At 32.8% G+C, this 19,013-nt stretch carries 18 protein-coding genes; 4 read left to right on the top strand and 14 right to left on the bottom strand.

The features are described from left to right. Positions 1-18: 18 nt before the first annotated feature. Together gldJ and QYS48_RS07070 are read right to left on the bottom strand one after the other, a co-directional pair. Positions 19-1,227, bottom strand: coding sequence for a gliding motility lipoprotein GldJ (gene gldJ / locus QYS48_RS07075; protein ID WP_308358138.1), 1,209 nt, complete (start codon positions 1,225-1,227; stop codon positions 19-21). 205 nt (positions 1,228-1,432) lie between these two features. Further along, positions 1,433-2,455 carry a radical SAM/SPASM domain-containing protein gene (locus QYS48_RS07070; RefSeq protein WP_308358137.1) on the bottom strand — a complete coding sequence of 341 codons (1,023 nt, stop codon included), beginning with the start codon at positions 2,453-2,455 and terminating at the stop codon, positions 1,433-1,435. Between the two features lie 43 nt (positions 2,456-2,498). On the opposite strand from QYS48_RS07070, the gene QYS48_RS07065 reads away from it, so the two are divergent. Next, a complete protein-coding gene (locus QYS48_RS07065) occupies positions 2,499-3,149 on the top strand; it encodes a DUF4230 domain-containing protein (protein ID WP_308358136.1) in 651 nt (216 codons plus the stop codon). A 58-nt stretch (positions 3,150-3,207) separates the two neighbouring features. Here QYS48_RS07065 and QYS48_RS07060 read toward each other — a convergent pair whose 3' ends face one another. Continuing rightward, positions 3,208-3,984 (bottom strand): TIGR00266 family protein, encoded by a 777-nt coding sequence (locus QYS48_RS07060; protein WP_308358135.1) that lies wholly within the window; start codon positions 3,982-3,984, stop codon positions 3,208-3,210. Between the two features lie 145 nt (positions 3,985-4,129). On the opposite strand from QYS48_RS07060, the gene QYS48_RS07055 reads away from it, so the two are divergent. Then, entirely contained in the window at positions 4,130-4,582 is a 453-nt protein-coding gene (locus QYS48_RS07055; RefSeq protein ID WP_308358134.1) for a hypothetical protein, read from the top strand. On the opposite strand, the gene QYS48_RS07050 is transcribed toward QYS48_RS07055, so the two are convergent. The 11 genes from QYS48_RS07050 to QYS48_RS07000 all read right to left on the bottom strand — a co-directional run bounded on the left by QYS48_RS07050 (position 4,583) and on the right by QYS48_RS07000 (position 17,109). Next, positions 4,583-4,801: a hypothetical protein gene (locus tag QYS48_RS07050; protein ID WP_308358133.1), complete on the bottom strand. Its 219-nt coding sequence runs from the start codon at positions 4,799-4,801 to the stop codon at positions 4,583-4,585. 2 nt (positions 4,802-4,803) lie between these two features. After that, entirely contained in the window at positions 4,804-6,345 is a 1,542-nt protein-coding gene (gene gltX / locus QYS48_RS07045) for a glutamate--tRNA ligase (RefSeq protein WP_308358132.1), read from the bottom strand. Positions 6,346-6,758: 413 nt separating this feature from the next. After that, positions 6,759-7,298 carry a dihydrofolate reductase family protein gene (locus QYS48_RS07040; protein ID WP_308358131.1) on the bottom strand — a complete coding sequence of 180 codons (540 nt, stop codon included), beginning with the start codon at positions 7,296-7,298 and terminating at the stop codon, positions 6,759-6,761. 23 nt (positions 7,299-7,321) lie between these two features. After that, the gene (locus tag QYS48_RS07035) at positions 7,322-8,011 is read right to left on the bottom strand and encodes a hypothetical protein (RefSeq protein ID WP_308358130.1); all 690 of its coding nucleotides are present in this window, start codon (positions 8,009-8,011) and stop codon (positions 7,322-7,324) included. Positions 8,012-8,259: 248 nt separating this feature from the next. Further along, positions 8,260-10,302, bottom strand: a complete 2,043-nt coding sequence (locus tag QYS48_RS07030; RefSeq protein WP_308358129.1) for a M3 family metallopeptidase — start codon at positions 10,300-10,302, stop codon at positions 8,260-8,262. 81 nt (positions 10,303-10,383) lie between these two features. Then, a complete protein-coding gene (locus tag QYS48_RS07025) occupies positions 10,384-11,868 on the bottom strand; it encodes a YfcC family protein (RefSeq protein ID WP_308358128.1) in 1,485 nt (494 codons plus the stop codon). Between the two features lie 148 nt (positions 11,869-12,016). Further along, positions 12,017-12,943 carry a DUF6624 domain-containing protein gene (locus tag QYS48_RS07020; RefSeq protein ID WP_308358127.1) on the bottom strand — a complete coding sequence of 309 codons (927 nt, stop codon included), beginning with the start codon at positions 12,941-12,943 and terminating at the stop codon, positions 12,017-12,019. Between the two features lie 210 nt (positions 12,944-13,153). After that, on the bottom strand, positions 13,154-14,083 hold the full coding sequence (locus QYS48_RS07015; protein ID WP_308358125.1) for a Brp/Blh family beta-carotene 15,15'-dioxygenase: 930 nt from the start codon (positions 14,081-14,083) through the stop codon (positions 13,154-13,156). A gap of 53 nt (positions 14,084-14,136) precedes the next feature. Beyond that, on the bottom strand, positions 14,137-14,874 hold the full coding sequence (locus QYS48_RS07010) for a bacteriorhodopsin (protein WP_302102808.1): 738 nt from the start codon (positions 14,872-14,874) through the stop codon (positions 14,137-14,139). Between the two features lie 292 nt (positions 14,875-15,166). Further along, complete coding sequence (locus QYS48_RS07005; RefSeq protein ID WP_302102809.1) at positions 15,167-16,603, bottom strand: TlpA disulfide reductase family protein; 1,437 nt, start codon at positions 16,601-16,603, stop codon at positions 15,167-15,169. A 161-nt stretch (positions 16,604-16,764) separates the two neighbouring features. Further along, a complete protein-coding gene (locus tag QYS48_RS07000) occupies positions 16,765-17,109 on the bottom strand; it encodes a MotA/TolQ/ExbB proton channel family protein (protein WP_308358124.1) in 345 nt (114 codons plus the stop codon). A 198-nt stretch (positions 17,110-17,307) separates the two neighbouring features. Between QYS48_RS07000 and QYS48_RS06995 the strand changes: the two genes are divergently transcribed. Both QYS48_RS06995 and QYS48_RS06990 read left to right on the top strand, forming a co-directional pair. Continuing rightward, entirely contained in the window at positions 17,308-18,312 is a 1,005-nt protein-coding gene (locus QYS48_RS06995; protein WP_308358123.1) for a histidine kinase, read from the top strand. Further along, positions 18,309-18,983, top strand: coding sequence for a LytTR family DNA-binding domain-containing protein (locus tag QYS48_RS06990; protein WP_308358122.1), 675 nt, complete (start codon positions 18,309-18,311; stop codon positions 18,981-18,983). Before QYS48_RS06995 ends, QYS48_RS06990 begins: the two co-directional genes overlap by 4 nt. The last annotated feature ends 30 nt before the right edge of the window (positions 18,984-19,013 follow it).

The raw sequence follows: 19,013 nt of genomic DNA, 5'->3' as shown, positions 1-19,013 counted from the left end.
TTATTAAACGAATATCAATTATTTGTTTCCTCCTGCTCTAATCATAGCGCAACGGAAACCAATTGTTGCAGTTGATGAATCCTGCTCAATAAATCTTCTTGTACCTGGAGATAACCAATAAGCAACATCTGCCCAAGAACCTCCTTTGTAAACTCTAATGTTGTCGTTGATTAATGAGTTGATAGTATTTGGATCATTAGCACCATTGTCGTAGTTAGACTGTGGATCTAAAGTACCATCTCTTCTTACTGGGTTTAAATCTTCAAAATCTTGGAATGATAATGGACGGTATAAATCCCATACCCATTCATTAACATTACCAGCCATATTGTAAAGACCGTAATCGTTTGGTGGATAGTTGTAAATATAATCTGTTACAAACGCTCCATCATTTAATTTACCGGCAATACCACCATAGTCACCTCTACCTCTTTTAAAATTAGCTAAGAAGTAACCCATTTCTTTTCCATAAGGATTTCTTAATGAGTGACCATCCCAAGGATAAATTCTTTTATAAAGTTGAACTTCATCAACCCATTGAGTACCAATTAATGCAGTAGCTGCGTATTCCCACTCAGCTTCTGTAGGTAATCTATAATCTGGTAAAACAACACCTGTTTCTAATGGAATTCTACCACCTGATTCCGCTGGGACTTCAATTCCCGCCTCTTCAGCTAATTTATAATTTACCATTACAGATCTCCATTTAGAGTATTCAGTTGCTTGCTCCCAACTAACTCCTACAACTGGGTGATATCTGAAACCAGGGTATCTTAAATAATGATCTACATAAGGATCGTTATAAGCTAATTTTTTAGCCCATACTGTAGTATCTGGTTTCACAGATTCATAATAATCTCTAGATGAATCTAATTTTACGTAGTGTAAGAACTCTAACCAGTGGATATTGGCAACCTCAGTTTCATCCATGTAGAATGAAGATACTGTTACTGTTCTTTCTATATTATCTCTTGAATGAAGAATATCCTCTTCAAATGAACCTAAAACTGTTCTACCTCCTTCGATGTAAACCAAGTTAGGTCCATCAGGTTGGCCACGGAATTCAGCTACCTGAAAGCCTTCTTCACTATTGTATTCCAAACCTGTTGTAGTACTTAACACCCCTGGACCTTTGGCGGTAGGGTTGTTACTGCCACCACATGCAGAAATAACGGCCACAGCCGCTGCAAGGACAGCATATTGAATTTTAAACACACACTTTTTCATATCCTGTTATTGTATTCGTTTAATAAACACTGTTTAATCACTTATATATCAATGCAATATATAAATAATTGGTAAATATAACTTTACCAAACACTAAATTCAACTATTAAAATGAAATTTTAAAGTATTTTAGTACAAATTCGACCAATATGTAAGAATTTTAAATCAGTTGCAGTAAAACGTCTATCGGAAAGCCTTTATTGCTTTATGCATCAGTCCATACCTTAGTACCTTCAGTACAATTGGTACAAATATCAATTTCACTTCTTGATTTTAAAAGTTTATTTCGGAAGCTTTGATAGGCTTTCCCATTCCAGACATCCTCAAATTTCTCTTGATTTAAATTTCCTAATTGATGTTGTGCATCTTTATCGAAACAACATGGAACAACCCGCCCGTCCCAGGTTATTACACAGCTATGCCACATCTTCCAACACTGATTTAACAATTTATTTTTTATAGCATACAAACCATCTGTCATTTTTTTATAGCGGCTATATTTCGGATTATCAGGAATAAGCGGTGAGCCGTTTTTATAATCATAAATTTGTGCTGTTTTTAATTTGACCTCATCAACACCCAATTTATTTGCTAATTCATAAATTGCTGGAATATCTTGTTCATTAGGCTTTACAACCAAAAACTGAAAAATAACGTGCGGAGTACTTGATTTTAACGTTTTCTTCCATTTCATCACGTTTTGCGTACCTTCTAATACTTTATCAAGTTTCCCACCAATTCTATATGATTCATACGTTTCCTGACTTGCTCCATCGATTGAAATAATTAACCGGTCCAAACCACTTTCCACGGTTTTCTTTGCGGTTTCATCATCTAAAAAATGGGCATTTGTTGAAGTAGCGGTATATATTTTATGCTTGGAAGCAATTTTTACGAGCTCCAAAAAATTCTTATTCACATAGGGCTCCCCCTGAAAATAGAATAACATATAGATTAAATGATCTTTAAGCTGTGCAAGCATCTTTTCAAAAGCATCAGGCTTTAGCATACCCACTGGCCGAGTAAATGAGCGTAATCCACTTGGGCATTCCGGACACCTTAAATTGCATGAAGTAGTAGGTTCAATTGAAATTGAAATAGGCTTCCCTTTTATATTAGCTTGTCTGGAATGTTTAGAAAGATGATAGCTCCACCATAGCAGAAAAGCGTTTGTAGCTTTCCGAAATGTTATCTTTTTCAATAGATTAAGGCTATCTTTAAAATGCATTTCAATAATGTGTTAAAAGCAAAAACGAACTTAATAAAACTAGATGAACTTTAAAGCAATCCTTCGAATAATTCCCTGGATAGTAGTATTGATTTTGTTAGTGTTTCTTTGGTTAAGAAGACTGGGTAATTACACAAGTCCCGAAAAAGTAAATACTGATTATACCTTAGTTCTTCAGCAGATTGAAAAATTAGGTAAGCTTGAATTAGTGAAATATAACTATAAAGAGGTAGTTGAAGTAGAAAACATAGCTAAAAGGTATTTAGATTTAGGTTACTTTTATATTCCTGGAGGCCAAGACCAGAAAGCAATTTTAATTGCTCAAGGTGAGGCTGTGGCTTGTTTAGACCTTATGAAAATGAAAAAAGAAGATATCTCGGTTGAAAATGATACGTTAACAATTTTATTGCCACAAACCGAAATCTGCTATTATAAAGTGAATTTGGAAAACAGTAAGTTTTATGATTTAAGAACAAGCAGAGATGATAAAAAAGCGGCTGAATTTGTAGATCAAGTCTACGCAAAAGCGGAAAAACAAATAAAAATAGCTGCGCTGGAATCTGGAATATTAACAGATGCTAAAAACATGAGCCATGATATTTTAAAGCCTTTCGTTGAAAATATTACTGGAATGCCTGTTCTATTAATCTATCCTGAGCAACCAAAATCAATACCTATCAGAATTGAAAAATAGGCCTATTGGGAAAAGGGCACTTAAACCAATTTAAGTCCCCTTTTTAATGCTTCATTCCTTATCTTTCGAGGAATTCCCCTAACAAGGAACCACCTTCTTTTCTTGAATTTTTACTGTAGGGTGCAATAGCCTGAATTAACTTTCTAATAGGCATAGATTGTAACCAAACTTTACCAGTTCCTCTTAATGTAGCCAGGAAAATACCTTCCCCTCCGAATAACATAGACTTTATTCCTCCACTTGCTTGAATGTCAAAATCTAAAGAAGATTCATAAGCTACTACACAGCCAGTATCTACTTTTAGTGTTTCATTATTTAATTGTTTTTCAATTACAGTTCCCCCAGCGTGCACAAAAGCCTTTCCATTTCCTTGTAACTTTTGCATGATAAAACCTTCGCCTCCTAATAAGCCAGACCCTAATTTTCTATTTAAAGTAATTGAAACTTTAGTACCCATTGCAGCACATAAAAAACCATCCTTTTGAACTATTACCTCATTATTGTAATGGTTTTTTAAATCCATTGCGATTACAGTACCAGGATATGGGCCAGCAAAAGCCACATGGGCTTTACCTTGTCCTCTATGTGTAAAGTGAGTCATGAAGAGCGACTCACCAGTAAAAATCCTACTTCCAGCAGAAAGTAACTTACCCATAAAACCTTCATTAGGGTTGGAACCGTCCCCCATTTTGGTTTCAAATTGAATGTCATTGTCCATGTAAACCATAGCTCCGGCTTCAGCAATTACGGTTTCTTGAGGATCTAATTCTATTTCTACCAGCTGTACGCCATCTCCTAAAATCTTATAATCTACTTCGTGTGATTGTGAATGCATAATTTTAAAGTTTTCTAAATTTATTAAATCTATAAGTTATTTGCATATTATTAAAATATGAACACTAATTTTTAGAAACCCAGAAGGAAGCTTAATTCGAACAATTATAGAGGGTATAGATTGTATTTATAAATCAATTTAAATTATGATGATTAAGAAATCTACATGTAGCTTAATTCAATTCGCATTTTTGTTTCTATTGGTGGGTTGTGGAAATCCGGAAGGGTCAACTGAAAAAGAAGAAGTTCAACTGTATGATACAATTCAAGTAACCGCTACTGCCTATAATTCTGTTGAAAGCCAAACCAAGAAAAGAAACCCAAGTATTGCAGCATGGGGAGATACGCTAAAGCCAGGTATGCAATCTATCGCGATTTCGAGAGATTTTCTTAAAGAAGAGCTCTTAGAACATAACGATACAGTTTTGATTGAAGGATTAGAAGGGCCGTATTTGGTGAAAGATAAAATGAATAAGCGCTGGACCCGTAAAATTGATATTTATATGGGCTTAGATGTTCAAGCTGCAAGAAGTTGGGGCAAGAAAGAGGTAGAAATTTATATACCTATTAAAAGTGAAGAAATAAAAAAAGAGGAATAGCTATTCCTCCTCTTCATTATCTTTTTTAAGATCCTCTAAATCATCCCTATCTTTCAGCTTTTTATCCTCAACTTCTTCATTAAGGAATTGATTAATCTTATCAATATCAAAACTAGTTTGAATCTCACCGAAGGAATCAATTTTTACATCAAAGCCTTCTAATTTTGGGTTGACATTCGGTTTTTTATGTTTTTTACTATCGTCTTTCTTTTTAGGCATTATTAAGAAATTTGGTCCTTTAGCTTATCTAACGCTATTCGGATCCTTTCTGTTATTTCTTCTTTTCCTAAAATTTCAATAATATCCATTAAATCTGGTCCGCCTGCTTCTCCAGTAATACTAACTCTTAAAGATTGCATTACTTTTCCCATGCCTATTCCTTCTTCCTCCAATACAGCAGCAAAAGTTGCCTTGGCATTTCCAGCATCAAGGTGTTCTACTTTCTCTAAAGCATTTGCGTATAAGCTTAAGGCCTTATCTACATCAGCATTCCATTTTTTACGCACTACCTTTTCATCATAATGATCTGGTTTTTTAAAGAAATACTGTCCTTGGGTCCAGAATTCAGTAGGGAAAGTAACACGCTCTTTTAATGCATGAACAATACGCTCTAGTTTTTGCTGTGAAACTTCAATGCCATTAGCTTCAGTATCTTTCTTTAAATAATCTGCCAACTCAGCATTCGTTTTACTTTTCAAATACTGCTCATTGAACCACTTCGCTTTTTGGATATCAAACTTGGCTCCTGCTTTTCCGATTCTTTCCAGTGAGAAAGCATTTATTAATTCCTCTAAACTGAAAATCTCTTGCTCCCCTCCTGGGTTCCAGCCTAAGAATGCTAAAAAGTTAATCAAAGCATCTGGCAGGTAGCCATCTTCTTTAAAGCCTGCTAACATTTCTCCTGAAGCAGGGTCTTTCCATTCCATTGGGAAAATAGGGAAACCATGTTTTTCGGCATCACGCTTACTTAATTTACCATTTCCATCTGGTTTTAGTAATAATGGTAAGTGAGCAAATGTTGGCATGGTATCTTCCCAACCTAAAAACTGATAAAGTAAAACATGTAATGGTGCAGATGGCAACCATTCTTCTCCTCTGATTACATGCGTGATCCCCATTAAATGATCATCCACTACATTCGCTAAATGATAGGTAGGCATTCCATCTGACTTCATGATGATTTTATCATCAATTTGAGTAGAGTGAACCATTACCCAACCTCTTACTTTATCGTTTAGTCTGATTTCTTCTTTTCTAGGTACCTTCAATCTAATAACATAAGGCTCACCAGCATCAAGTTTTTGTTGTACTTCTTCTTTGGAAAGTGTCAAGGCGTTTTTCATCTGCATGCGAGTAATCGCATTATACTGAGGAGTATCTACTCGAGCTGCTTTCAAACGCTCACGCATTTCATCCAATTCTTCTGCAGTGTCGAATGCGTAATATGCTTTATCTTCATCAAGCAATTGCTGTGCATATTTTGCATAAATTTCCTTACGCTCACTTTGCCTATACGGCCCTACTTCACCTTCATCATTCCAAGGGCTTTCATCAGGTGTAATCCCTAACCATTTTAAAGTTTGGTGAATATAATCCTCTGCTCCTTCTACATATCTGTTTTGATCAGTGTCTTCAATTCGTAAAATGAATTTTCCACCTTCTTTTTTAGCAAAAAGATAGTTATATAAAGCCGTTCTAACTCCACCGATATGAAGTGGTCCGGTTGGACTAGGGGCAAAACGTACACGTACAGCTTGACTCATGAGATTTATGTTTTTATGCTAATGGGCTGCAAAATTAATCAATAATGTGTAAAACTCGCATAAAGATTAGATTTATGCCCCAATAATATGATTTCTAATCATCTCTCATTTTGAATACTATTAATAGGTGTATCACGTATTTTTATCGCAATTTTTAAATAATCTGTAGAATTAATTTAGTCTTTAAGGTATTTGAAAACAGAAATTATTAAATTACACTTGTATGTAATAAAATCCTATATAACCTACTATCAATCTTAAACTACCAATATTATGGAAAAGCAAATATCTAATTTGAATAATGATAAAAAAGGAAACCCAACTATAATGATCTGTTTAAAGTGCATTGTGTTTATGTCACTTTTCCCAGGTATTTACTTAATTGGCCGCTTTTTTATACTTTAAAATATAACCTATTTTCTTACTCGTTTAAATTGGTTTTGCACAATACTATTTAAATATATTTTAGTATTAATACATTCAAAATTTAATGGGTGTTCTAGTGATGAAAATAAAGAGACTCCCTCACCGAGTAAAATAGGGATTTTGGTGATGGTCATTTCATCTATCAAATCCTCTTTTAAGAAACTTTGAATTAATTTTCCTCCATCGATATACAAATTAGAATAGCCCTTATTATGGTTAGTATTTAAAACGGAATTTAAATCTCCGTTTAACAATTCTACTTTTCCGGAAAGTTCGTCAGGTATCTGTTTTAAAGAATTACTTAATACAAAAACAGGCTTTTCATATGGCCATTCAATATCAAAACCAGAAACTGTATCAAAAGTATTTCTACCCATCAATAAAGCATCGACCCCATTCATAAATTGCTGATAACCCATATCATCTTGATCAGGGTTTGGGATTGAATGGAGCCAATCAATATTGCCATTTTTATCCGCAATAAAATTATCTATACTGGTAGCAATAAAAACTTTGTTTTTAGACATTATATTAATTTCTAGTGAAATTACTAGAAAGAATAGCCTATTCCAATTGAAGGTACAGTGAAGTTTGGTTTCTCACCAAATATTAAATCCACACCGTAAATCACTGCATTACCAATAGCCATTTCTACCAAGTCATCAGTAGCAAAGCCTAATAGAGTAGTAGATGTAAAGCCTACCTGGAAGAATACACTATGAGATGGTTTTTGGAAACGATAGTGCATGTTAAAAGTACTGGTAGGAATTCCGTAGTTTCTTACTTCCTGTTGTCTACCATTATACCATTGTCCGTAATATCCTGCCCATCCGAAGCCCATAGTAAATAAGTGACTTTTTCTTCCTACTAGCATATTAAACTCGAAACTAGCATTTGCTAACTTTAAATCATCATATTGGGGAATGGGAAGGTAAAATCCACCAAGTTTGGCTGCAAAATTTATTAATCCATTCTTAGTTATAATTCTTTCATAATTAAAAGACGCTGGGATCGACGAACCTAGAACATTAAGGTAAAAAGAGTTTCTACTAAACTTTTCTCCTTTGACCCTTCTGGGCTCACCATCGTCTTTATTAAAATCTATAGTTGATCGTTTAACAGTAGTTTTAGAAGTTTGAGTATTAGTTTTCGGTTTTGGCTTTGGTTTAATTTCATAGGTTGTTTGTGCTTGTGCTACAACAACACTAAGAACTAATAGAATTGTAAATAACTTCTTCATATCATAAATAAATTAGTGCGAACTGGCTAAAACCAAATAATGGGCCAAAAATTTTGTTAAACCATTGGTTATTAACCTCTGGAATATAGTATTGGGCCAGCTGATTTTTGTTACAAAACAAATATGATATAATTATTTTTATTTTTTTTATATTATTTCAATTAAACCATACATGGCAAATATTGAACATAAAATAAAAAAGCACGCTCTTTCAAGCGTGCTTCAGAATTTAATAAATCAGCTACTTATTATTTTAAGCCTGCTCTTTCTAGTAAAGCTTCTATTTTAGGTTCTCTTCCACGGAATCTTTTATACAATTCCATTGGATGTTCACTTCCGCCTTTTGACAGGATATTGTCTTTAAAGGATTGAGCAACCTCCTTATTGAAAATTCCTTTTTCTTTAAAAAGTGAGAATGCATCTGCATCCAAAACTTCTGCCCATTTATAGCTGTAATATCCAGAAGCGTATCCTCCAGCAAAAATATGACCAAATTGAGTACTCATTAAAGCCCCTTCAACACTAGGAAATAGTTCAGTTGGAGCCATGGCTTTTTGCTCAAAAGCAGCAACATCATCAATATTATCAGCTTGTTCTTTTGATAAACTGAAATATGCCATATCCAAGATAGCAAAGCTTACTTGCCTTACGGTTGCATAGGCTTCGTGATAAGCACTACTTGCTTTTATCTTGTCGATATATTCTTGAGGAATCTTTTCTCCTGTTTCATAGTGTTTCGCAAAAAGATCCAGACATTCTTTTTCATAACACCAGTTTTCGAATATTTGTGAAGGTAATTCTACAAAATCCCAATATACGTTAGCTCCGGTTAAACTTCCGTATTGACCATTACCTAGCATGGCGTGTAAAGCATGACCAAACTCATGGAATAAAGTAGTTACCTCATTGAATGTTAATAAACTAGGGTTGTCAGGAGATGAAGGGGTGAAATTACACACATTAGATACTAATGGCCTTACTTCTTCACCATCTTTTCTGTATTGATCACGATAAGTCGTCATCCATGCGCCTCCTCTTTTTCCTTCGCGAGGATGGAAGTCTGTGTAAAATATGGCAATTGGCTTATCCTCTAAATCTGTCACCTCATAAGTAGTAACTTCCTTATGATAAACCGGAATATTCTTTACTTCCTTAAACCTGATATCATATAATTTCTCAGCGGTTTGAAATACGCCATCTAAAACATTTTCCAATTTGAAATAAGGTCTTAGCAATTCATCATCAATCGCGTATTTCTTTTTCTTAAGTTTTTCAGAATAGTAGGCCCAATCCCATCTTTGTAATTCAATATCATCACCTTCTTCCTTAATAAACGCTTTTATTTCTTCAACTTCTTCTTTCGCTTTTGGTAATGATTGATTTAATAAGTCAGATAAGAAATTTTGAACTTTATCTGCTCCCTCTGCCATCCTTTCTTCTAATACATAATCCGCATAGCTTCCATACCCTAAAAGGTTTGCCATCTCGCTCCTTAGGCTAACAATCTCTTTTATAATATCTTTATTATCATGCTTATCGCCTTTATTGGCTTTAGACATGAATGCTTTATAAAGTTTCTCTCTGAGGTCTCTATTATCAGCATTTTCCATAAAAGGTACAAAACTTGGGGCTTGTAATGTGAAAACCCATTTGCCTTCATGGCCTTTGCTTTTTGCTGTGGATGCCGCCTGTTTTTTTATAGAATCTGGTAGGCCACCTAAGTCCTTTTCGTCTGAAATAACTAATTCAAAATCGTTTGTCTCAGCCAAAACATTTTCACCAAACGTAAGTGTGAGTTGGGAAAGCTTTTTGGAAATTTCTTTAAATCGGGCTTTATCTACAGAATTTAAATCTGCTCCATTTCTTACAAATGACTTATACGTTTTATCCATAAGCATTTGCTGTTCTTGGTTTAAATCAAGTTTGTCTTTCTGATTATGAACCGCTTTTACCCTTTTGAATAAGGCTTCATTTTGCCATATATCATTTCCAAATTCTGATAATATTGGAGAGGCATCTCTAGCAGCGGCCTGAATTTTTTCATTCGTCTCTGCACTGTTCAAGTTGAATAATATGGAAGAAATAGAATTCAATTTCTTACCACTAAATTCTAATGCTTCAATTGTATTCTCAAAGGTTGGTGTTTTTTCTTGAGAAGTGATTTCCTCTATTTCCTGTTTAGCTTCTTTTATCGCCTCCTCTATTGCAGGCATAAAATGCTCAGACTTAATTTTATCAAATGGAGGCGTTTGAAAAGGTGTTTTGAATTCTTCTAATAAAGGATTACTCATATAAATCTATACTTTAATTTAAATGCAAACTTAAGCTTTTTGATACGGAAAGTAGATAGTAAAGATTTATGTATTGAAACTTTAAAAAGCTAATATGGTCAAAAATATCACTCCTACTATGGCTAACATAATATAAAGAGGTACCATAAATTTTAAGAATTTATCATATCCAATTTTTACCAAACCTAAGGAAGCTAAAACCAAACCTGTTGGGCTCACGCTGTTAAAAAGACCATTCCCCATTTGATAAGCATTCACGATAAGTTCTCTTCCTATATTCACATTTTCAGCAAGTGGAGAAAGAATAGGCATTGTTAAAACCGCCATTCCAGAACTTGAAGGAATGAAAAAGGTAAGGCCCTGGTAAATAAAATATAGTGTATTGATGAATACTCCTTTATTCATCCCGGTTGTAAGTTCACTTGCATAAAACAAAATACTATCACTAATTAATCCATCATTCATGATGATAGTAATGCCTCTTGCTAAACCAATAATGAATGCAACACCTAATAAATCCGCTGCCCCTTGCAGAAAAGATTCAATGAAATCATTTTCTTTCATTTTCGCTATAAACCCAATTAATATAGCTCCTGCAAAAAAGACTGTAGTCATTTCAACAAACCACCAGCCCCATTGGGAAACTCCTAATATCATCACCACAAAACAAGCAGTAAATACGATTAGAATGATTCTCAACCTTAGTGTAAGTGCAATATGTTTATCGGAAGTTGCTTGTTGAATGTATGCTAAAGATTTGGTTGCTTTAGGATCAGTTAGGGATTTTTCAGGATTGTTTTTTACTTTTTTGGCGTACCATAATATGTATAATATGGTAACAGTCATAGATACTATATACAAAACAATTCTTCCTTCCAATCCTGAAGTCCAGCTAATCCCTGCAGCATCTGATGCAATGATAGTTGCAAAAGGGTTGACTGTACTGGCCATTACACCAATAGCAGACCCTAGAAAAATACTGGCTAGACCCACCATGGTGTCATAGCCCGCTGCAATGAAAATAGGGATTAGTATAGGATAGAAGGCCAAGGTTTCTTCTGCTAAACCAAAAGTGGTTCCACCGAGAGAAATTAGTAATGAAGTAAATATGATCAACAAAAACTCTTTTCCTTTCAGCACTTTTGAGAGCCAAGCCATCCCTGCATTAAAAGCTCCGGTAGTATTCATTATTCCAATCATTCCTCCAATGATTAATACCAAGAAAATAATATCGGCTGCTTCTATAATTCCCTTAATCGGGGCTGAAATAAAATCCATAAAGCCTTGAGGTTTTGAGGGAAGCCTTTCATAAGTATTCGGAATGCTAATGGGTTTATATATGGCCCCGCTTGTAAATTTATCTATCGGAATATTTACATTCAACTTACTCAAGCTTTCTTCTGATGCAGCTAATTGATAACTGCTATCCTGGCTTTGGATGACAAAATTATCAGCAGATTCATTATAGCTTAAACTATTGTAACTTCCAGCTGGAATGATCCAGGTCATTATTGTTACTAAACCAGCAATGATGATTAAAATGGTTTGGGCTGCAGGAAATTTCATTCTCTCTTTTTTGTCGTTTTAACCCAAATATAAGAGAATGATTTTTCTTTAAATATTAGAATAGCTGTTAAGCTTTTTTTAAAGCTTAACTAAATAGGTAAAGAAGAAAAAAGGCAATAAGCTAGTATTGCCTATTAGTGACTTAAAATTATTTATAATGGGCTAAGGTCCAATCTATGTTAAACCTTTCCTTTAAATAAGGTTGAAGTGGCCCTAATCCTATTTTTTCTCTCCTTTTATCTACATTTTCAGGATTTTTAAGAGGTAGTAATTTCTTTTCAGAATTAATAATCTCAATCTGTGTACCATAGAGTTGTTCTTTACCTTTTTCGATTAAAATTCGATCCTTCATTTTAGCATACAAAAGTGGATCTACTTCTCCCCTTCTAAAGGCCTCACTTACATATGGGAAAAATTTGATTCTCATATCATGATCTGCATGCTGTACAATAAGAGTAGCTCCATCAATAGCAATTTCTGGAACTTCTGAAACAGATGGCCACCCGAAATCATCTAATAAATCATTAAGTTTATCTATATTTTCTGCTTTATACTTTTCTTCTAAAGCAAGTACTGGATAAATTGCAGCTGTATTAAAAACCCCACCATTCTTCAAATATTTTTCTCGTTCTAAATTACCGGCATACATGAATCCTTGATCTTTTATGATCATTCGCAGAAGTTCTTTTGCAAACTTTTGATTTTTAATAGGTGGATGATTTCTTTGATACATCATGATCTGATGGTTTTCTATTTTCTTCCACCTTGGATCCTCAATCAAACTCAAGAAGCTAGGGTCATGAAGAGCTGCCAAATTATGATCGTTTTCTATGGCATACTTTAAGAAATGGAAGGCTGTGTCTCGCATATCTTTAGTCCATAGTAATGCACAAGTTTGTGCAAGGTAGTATGAGGTAGTCCGTGTAGGGTTTTTTATCATGAGCTCACCATACTTCATCAAAGCAGGCTCTAGTAAACCAATTTGTTTTAAACTATCCGCTTCTTTTCTCAAATCCTGAGCATAAGAAAATTGAATGAAAATTAATAAAAGGGCGAAAGCAAGTATCTTTTTCATAATATTTTTGTTTAATTATGATACAAGCTTAGTGTCTATTTTAGATCCATGACGGATTAGTCGTTGAGCTACCTGTTAATGAAGATACTTAACTAAAGCATGAAACTAAAGTGATATATTAATGATACGGAGAAAGAAAAGCAGCATATGTTTTTGATTTGTATCAACATGAGCTTCAAATTTTAAAACGGATTATTAAAACAGGAAAGATTACGAGTTTCTGAAAAAACCCGATTTGAATAATAAATTATAAAATTGATCCATTACAAACACATGAGGTAGGGTGATAGAGGAAATGATAATTAACATAATATAACCATAGGATAGGCTGATTATGTTAAAATAAATAAGGGCAAAAAGAAAGAGTATTCCAGCAAAAGAAAGTACGCTAAAAGGAGTAAGTAACTTCAAAAAGCCTTTCAAATTAGATATGATATTTTCTGATTTTAGATATTTAAACTCCTCTTCCATTACTTTATAAGAATGTAGAATGATAAAGTAAAGGCTAAAACCAATTAGCAATGGCATAAGATAGAAGCTTAATAATGTCAATGACATTACTATTATTTCCATTAATACGGTTTCAATAGAAATGATATTTTTATAAACGAGCTGCGCAAGTATAATAAGTGTGATAGCAAGTGAACCAACAAATATTATTTCAAGCATTTGCTTAGAATGTACTAATTCAAAACTCGCAAATGACTCATACTTTTGAGTCATTAAGTTGATTTCCGCTAAATTAAAATATATTAAGCCTACAATTAAGATTAAACCCCATGAAAAGAATAAAATCTTATGATAAAAGGTCTGTTTTTTAAGATAGTGTGTGAATTCAGATTGCCCAAAATGATAAGCTGAAATTAAAAGGAATAAGACATATGCAAAAACAGGCGTAACTAGCCATAACCCAATATTTAATGCAATTATGCTGAGGTATACCGCAATAAATTTAAAATTGGATATTTTTTTACTCCTTTTAAACAATACATTATCAATCGCTCCATGTGGAATTCCAAAAATGATAATGAAAGGTACAGTAATATAAAAAGCAAAATTCTGAAATGGCCCTTCTGATATGGATAGCAAGGGTAAAAATAATAGGTTAGCTGCGATAAAGTAGAATATTGCTTTAGTCATAATGAAAAAAAGCCTCTTCAGGTTTTTCTGAAGAGGCATAAAAAATACTTTAATTATGATTTGTTTGATGAGTTAATGGCAATACCATAAACTACTAAACCAAACCCAATTTTGTTGATAGCATCCGCTATATTGTAGAATAAATCTACATTTTGAGGACCCCATCCTAAAGCTACATTTAACCAGCCACCAGGCATACACATATACCCAATCGGATAAATAGCCCATCCTACTAAAACAAACCATGCTAGTACTCTAACACCTTGTTTTACCTTGGCATTATCACTGTTTTTAGCAAGTTGAGCAACCTCACCAAACCATGCAGTATAAAGGATATAAACATAACCTAGTGTTGATATTACACCATAAATTACCGAGTGTGTAGTATCTCCGCCTTCTGGGTTGAAAGCTTCACCAATGTAACCAAATACTAACATCCATACAGCAGCCACAATAAGCTTCCATAATAAGTTTAGTTTAGCTCCAGCAGCTTTTGTTAATAAATAAAACTCTACAGCCATCAATGGAACTGTTAAAGTCCAGTCAATGTAACGCAATGATGTAGGGTTTTCACCTGTACTCAAATAGTAATCCTTCATATAGTAGTAGTGAACTGCTGCAATGAAGGTAATAAGACCGGAAACCAATAATGAGGTTTTCCATTTAGCATCAACTTGACTTCTCTCAAAAAAGAAGAATACGGATGCTGCCATCATAGCCATATACCCTATAAAAAAGGTAAATGCTACTACGTCCCCTTCGGGAATGATAATAATCTCTGATAGTACCATAGTTATTTTTGTTTATTTTGGTACTAAACAGAGTGTTGTGTTTTTTGTTTAATAGTTTGTGTTGTTTTTTAAACAAATTATTTATTGATATAAATTCTTAATATAAAATAGTAAAACATTTTACCCCCTAATAGCAATATATAATATTGTTGTATAGAACTATTTTAAACTATCATAAATTAACTGATAATTATTGTTTAACAAGTTCATAAAAACATAAATTATATTTTATAAAGATTCACAATAAGCCTAATTTCAATTTAGAAGGTTGTAGATGTTTTAATTTGGGACATTAATAATCCTTAATGAGTAATTTATCAATCTCTTTTGATATATCTTCACTTGGTCGGGCACACTTATTTTGAAATACTTTTCCATTTTCATCAACCAATACACTGTGAGGAATTCCTCTAATTCCAAAATCCTTTTCAATTTTTGAAGTCCAACTATTTTCAGCAAAGAGATTAATTGACTTTAGTTGGTATTTCTGAATATATTTTTTCCACGTTTTCTTATCTGAATACATGCATATATTAACTACACTTAGCTCTTGATCGTCATATCGCTCAACTAATTTATTTTCATAGGGAAATTCCTTAATACAAGGCTTACACCATGTTGCCCAGAAATTTATCAATAGAATTCTACCTTTAAAATCATTGGATTTAATTCTATTTCCAGCACTGTCGGTTAATAAAAAGAAAGGTAGCTGTGATCCTTTTGGCAAAATAGGATTGGCTTCATATTTCTGTAAGACTAATTTTTTTAATTCCTCACCTTCAATATTTTCAATCCATTTAGTATTAAAAATATACCTTCTTCTTTCAATAATAATTAACAAAGTAAATGTCAAGTAGGTATCCTTAACCTCAGCTGTTAATAGCTGATTAATTACATCTATTGAATGTTCATAAAATACTATCCATTCTTCAGTGTTTGAAGGCATTTTATTTTCATACATTGGGTCTGATTTATAGCCTATGAAATCGCTTAAAAAATTCATATACCTTTTATTTCCCAACATATCCGAATCATTAATTGACAAATCATTAATGGTTAATTCTAAAAATTGAGGCCCTAAAGAATCCGATTTATTGAGCATTCTTTTTCTATACATTAAACTGTTTAATTTCCAATAGGCATTGAGATAGTTTAGCCTTTTTCTTTCGAATGAAAAATACCAATTGGGTAATTCCATTTTATTGTCGGTCAAGAACTTTTGTTGAAGTTTTGTGATTGAATCATTTGCGGTTATAATTTCTTCAAATTCATCAGTATTATGTGTAAAACGAACGCGGGGCATCCAATCCGATTCTGTTGATTGAAAATAATTTCCCTTTTTTAACAAAAACTCGTTAACGTTTTTTTCTGAGCCGCTAAAATTGATATTATCTTCTGACTGATATATTATTTGAACGATGGAGCCAGGTTTAGAAAATATTTTAAATGCTTTATTATTAATTTTTAGATTGAAATAATCCTTGGCTTGCGATATTAGTGAAGTATAAAACGAATTATTTTTTAATATAAATGTATCAATTTTTTGAACTTTCCATGGTATGGTATACCAGTTTTCAATGTTGATAAAAGCAGTATCAGAAGAAGTATTTTCAATTAAAAAACTGCTTTTTCCATTTAAGTCAAAATCCTCTTGTAAAGCTTTGGAAGTAAATGAGCTTATTAATAGTAAATAACTGACAATTAATGTTTTCAAAATGGCTTTATACATAGTAAATTTATTATAAAGCTCAATATAACTAATTTATTAGTTGATTAAAATTAGAATCAAATTTTTCTAGAAAAAAAGCACGCTGATTCAGCGTGCTTAGTTGTTCAAAAAATTCCACAATAATTCATGAGACACTTATTGGGTTTTCTTAATTTGAACGGCTATTTATTAATTAAACTAAATCCGATTTTTAAACCTTTTCCAACTAAAAAAATGAAAAGCCCATATAAGGTAGGATAAGAAGAAACTTTCAAACCCCCAGCTAATAATGCTTGAGAAACTTCTCCAACTTGTTCTATAGCTTCAAAAGCACCAAACAAGCCTACCAACTGACCTAAGATTCCGAAAACCAATGCAAATAGTGCGATCTCCTGAGATATTTTAAGCCATCTCTCTGACTTATTTTTAAATGCTATAACTGAGGTGATAATTACTGCCACTAATAAAAGAAACAGTATTCCCATAAATAATATACCTCCTGTAAAATGTAATTCAATAATGCTCATAATTCTTTTTTGGTTAAGTGAAATGCAAGTGTAATAAGTAATCCTTTAAGTTTTTTTATTAGTCGATCATCAACCAATTTAAAATGGTGGATAACGTATTTATATTATTCAAGTATCAAAATTGCATTCTGCCTACTAAAAACGGTTATCGGTCGATTATAAAGTATTCTTATTATTTCTTGTATAAATTTACACTTCATGTTTAAATTATTATACCATATCCTATTCTGGGGCCTATCCTTTTTGCTTTGTTCATTCTTGATGAGCTATAACAATAATTGGAATGAGGCATTTTTACTTTCTTCTATTTACATGCCGATAACCATTGGATTAGCATATACTATTTCTTACTACCTTATTCCACAGTTTTTACTAAAAGGTAAAAAATTTAGGTTTGCGCTTTACTCAATATATACTTTCATAATTGCAGAATTTATAACTCTTACACTTAATACCATCATTTTCATTTTTATTGCCAATTATCAATATGATTTAATGCCTCCTGCCACTCAGGATTTTGCCATATTAAATACTGTTTTATTTCTTATTGTCATGCTTTTTTTAGCCATTACCAGTATCGATAAATGGCGAGCAACTGATACAGAAAAGAATGAAGCATTGAAAAACATGGCTGAGGCAGAATTGAAATTTTTAAAAAGCCAACTGAATCCACATTTCTTATTCAATACCATGAATAACTTATATGCTTTAAGCCTTAAAAAATCAGATAAAGCACCAGAACTTATATTAAGGCTAAGTGCATTACTGGAATATATATTAGAGAATAGTAAAAAGAACTTAGTTAGATTATCAGATGAGGTTAAGGTTTTGGAAGACTATATCTATATAGAGAGTTTTAGGTTTGGAGACCGATTAAAAATACATCAAGAATTGAATGTTGGAAATCAAAATGAGATTCAAATTCCACCACTTCTACTTATCACCTTGATGGAAAACTGTTTTAAACACGGTGGGAAAAATAATTCTGATGAATTAATTATTAATTACATGATTGAAGTGATTGAGTCTAAGATTAAAATTTCTTTTTCTAATAATTTCGTCAGTTCAGAATCAAATTCTCAAGCAATTGGACTAAAAAATATTAAAAGTCAATTGGCTTATTTATACAAAAGTCATTACAAAATGAACCATATGATAACTGGTAAAATTTTTAATATCGAAATAGAACTGCCATGTCAATGAAAAAGTGGAAATGTGTAATAGCAGATGACGAGCCTTTAGCTCGTGAATTAATTAGCGATTATACTGATAAAGTCCCTTTCCTTGAACTTAAGGGAGTTTTTAAAGATGCTTGGGAAGTACGAGAGTTTCTAAAGAGTAATAAAGTAGATTTACTATTTTTGGATATAGAAATGCCTGGTTTAGATGGGCTTACATTTATAAAAAGTTATCCAACTAGACCGAAAGTCATTTTCATTACAGCGTATAGAAAATACGCTGTTGATGCATTTGAAGTAAAAGCTATTGATTACTTATTAAAGCCCATATCCTTCGAAAGATTTCTGAAAGCGGTATCTGATTTAGATAACGAAGCAGAAATTAAACATACTAAAGATCATATATTCATAACCCATGAAAGACAGCAAGTAAAGGTCATGCTATCTGATATAAAATATATAGAAGCAAGAGGAGACTATTTAAAGTTCTATCTGGAAAGTCAAAAGCCTATTTTAACAAAAATGACTTTAAAAACATTGATAGAGGAATTACCCGAATCATTTATTCAAATTCACCGCTCTTTTGTAATTAATCAGGATAAAATAATGGCCTACCAAAAAGAGAAGGTTAAAGTTGGTGAAGATTGGCTGACTATTTCAAGATCTTTCAAAAAGGATTTGAATTTGGGTGATTAGTAAATTCCATTTTATACAAGCAACTTCTGG

Origin of the sequence: Marivirga arenosa (assembly GCF_030503895.2) — a bacterium.
GTDB classification, from domain to species: domain Bacteria; phylum Bacteroidota; class Bacteroidia; order Cytophagales; family Cyclobacteriaceae; genus Marivirga; species Marivirga arenosa.
The sequence above is the reverse complement of the archived record's forward strand: the minus strand, read 5'-3'. Positions and strand labels throughout refer to the sequence as shown.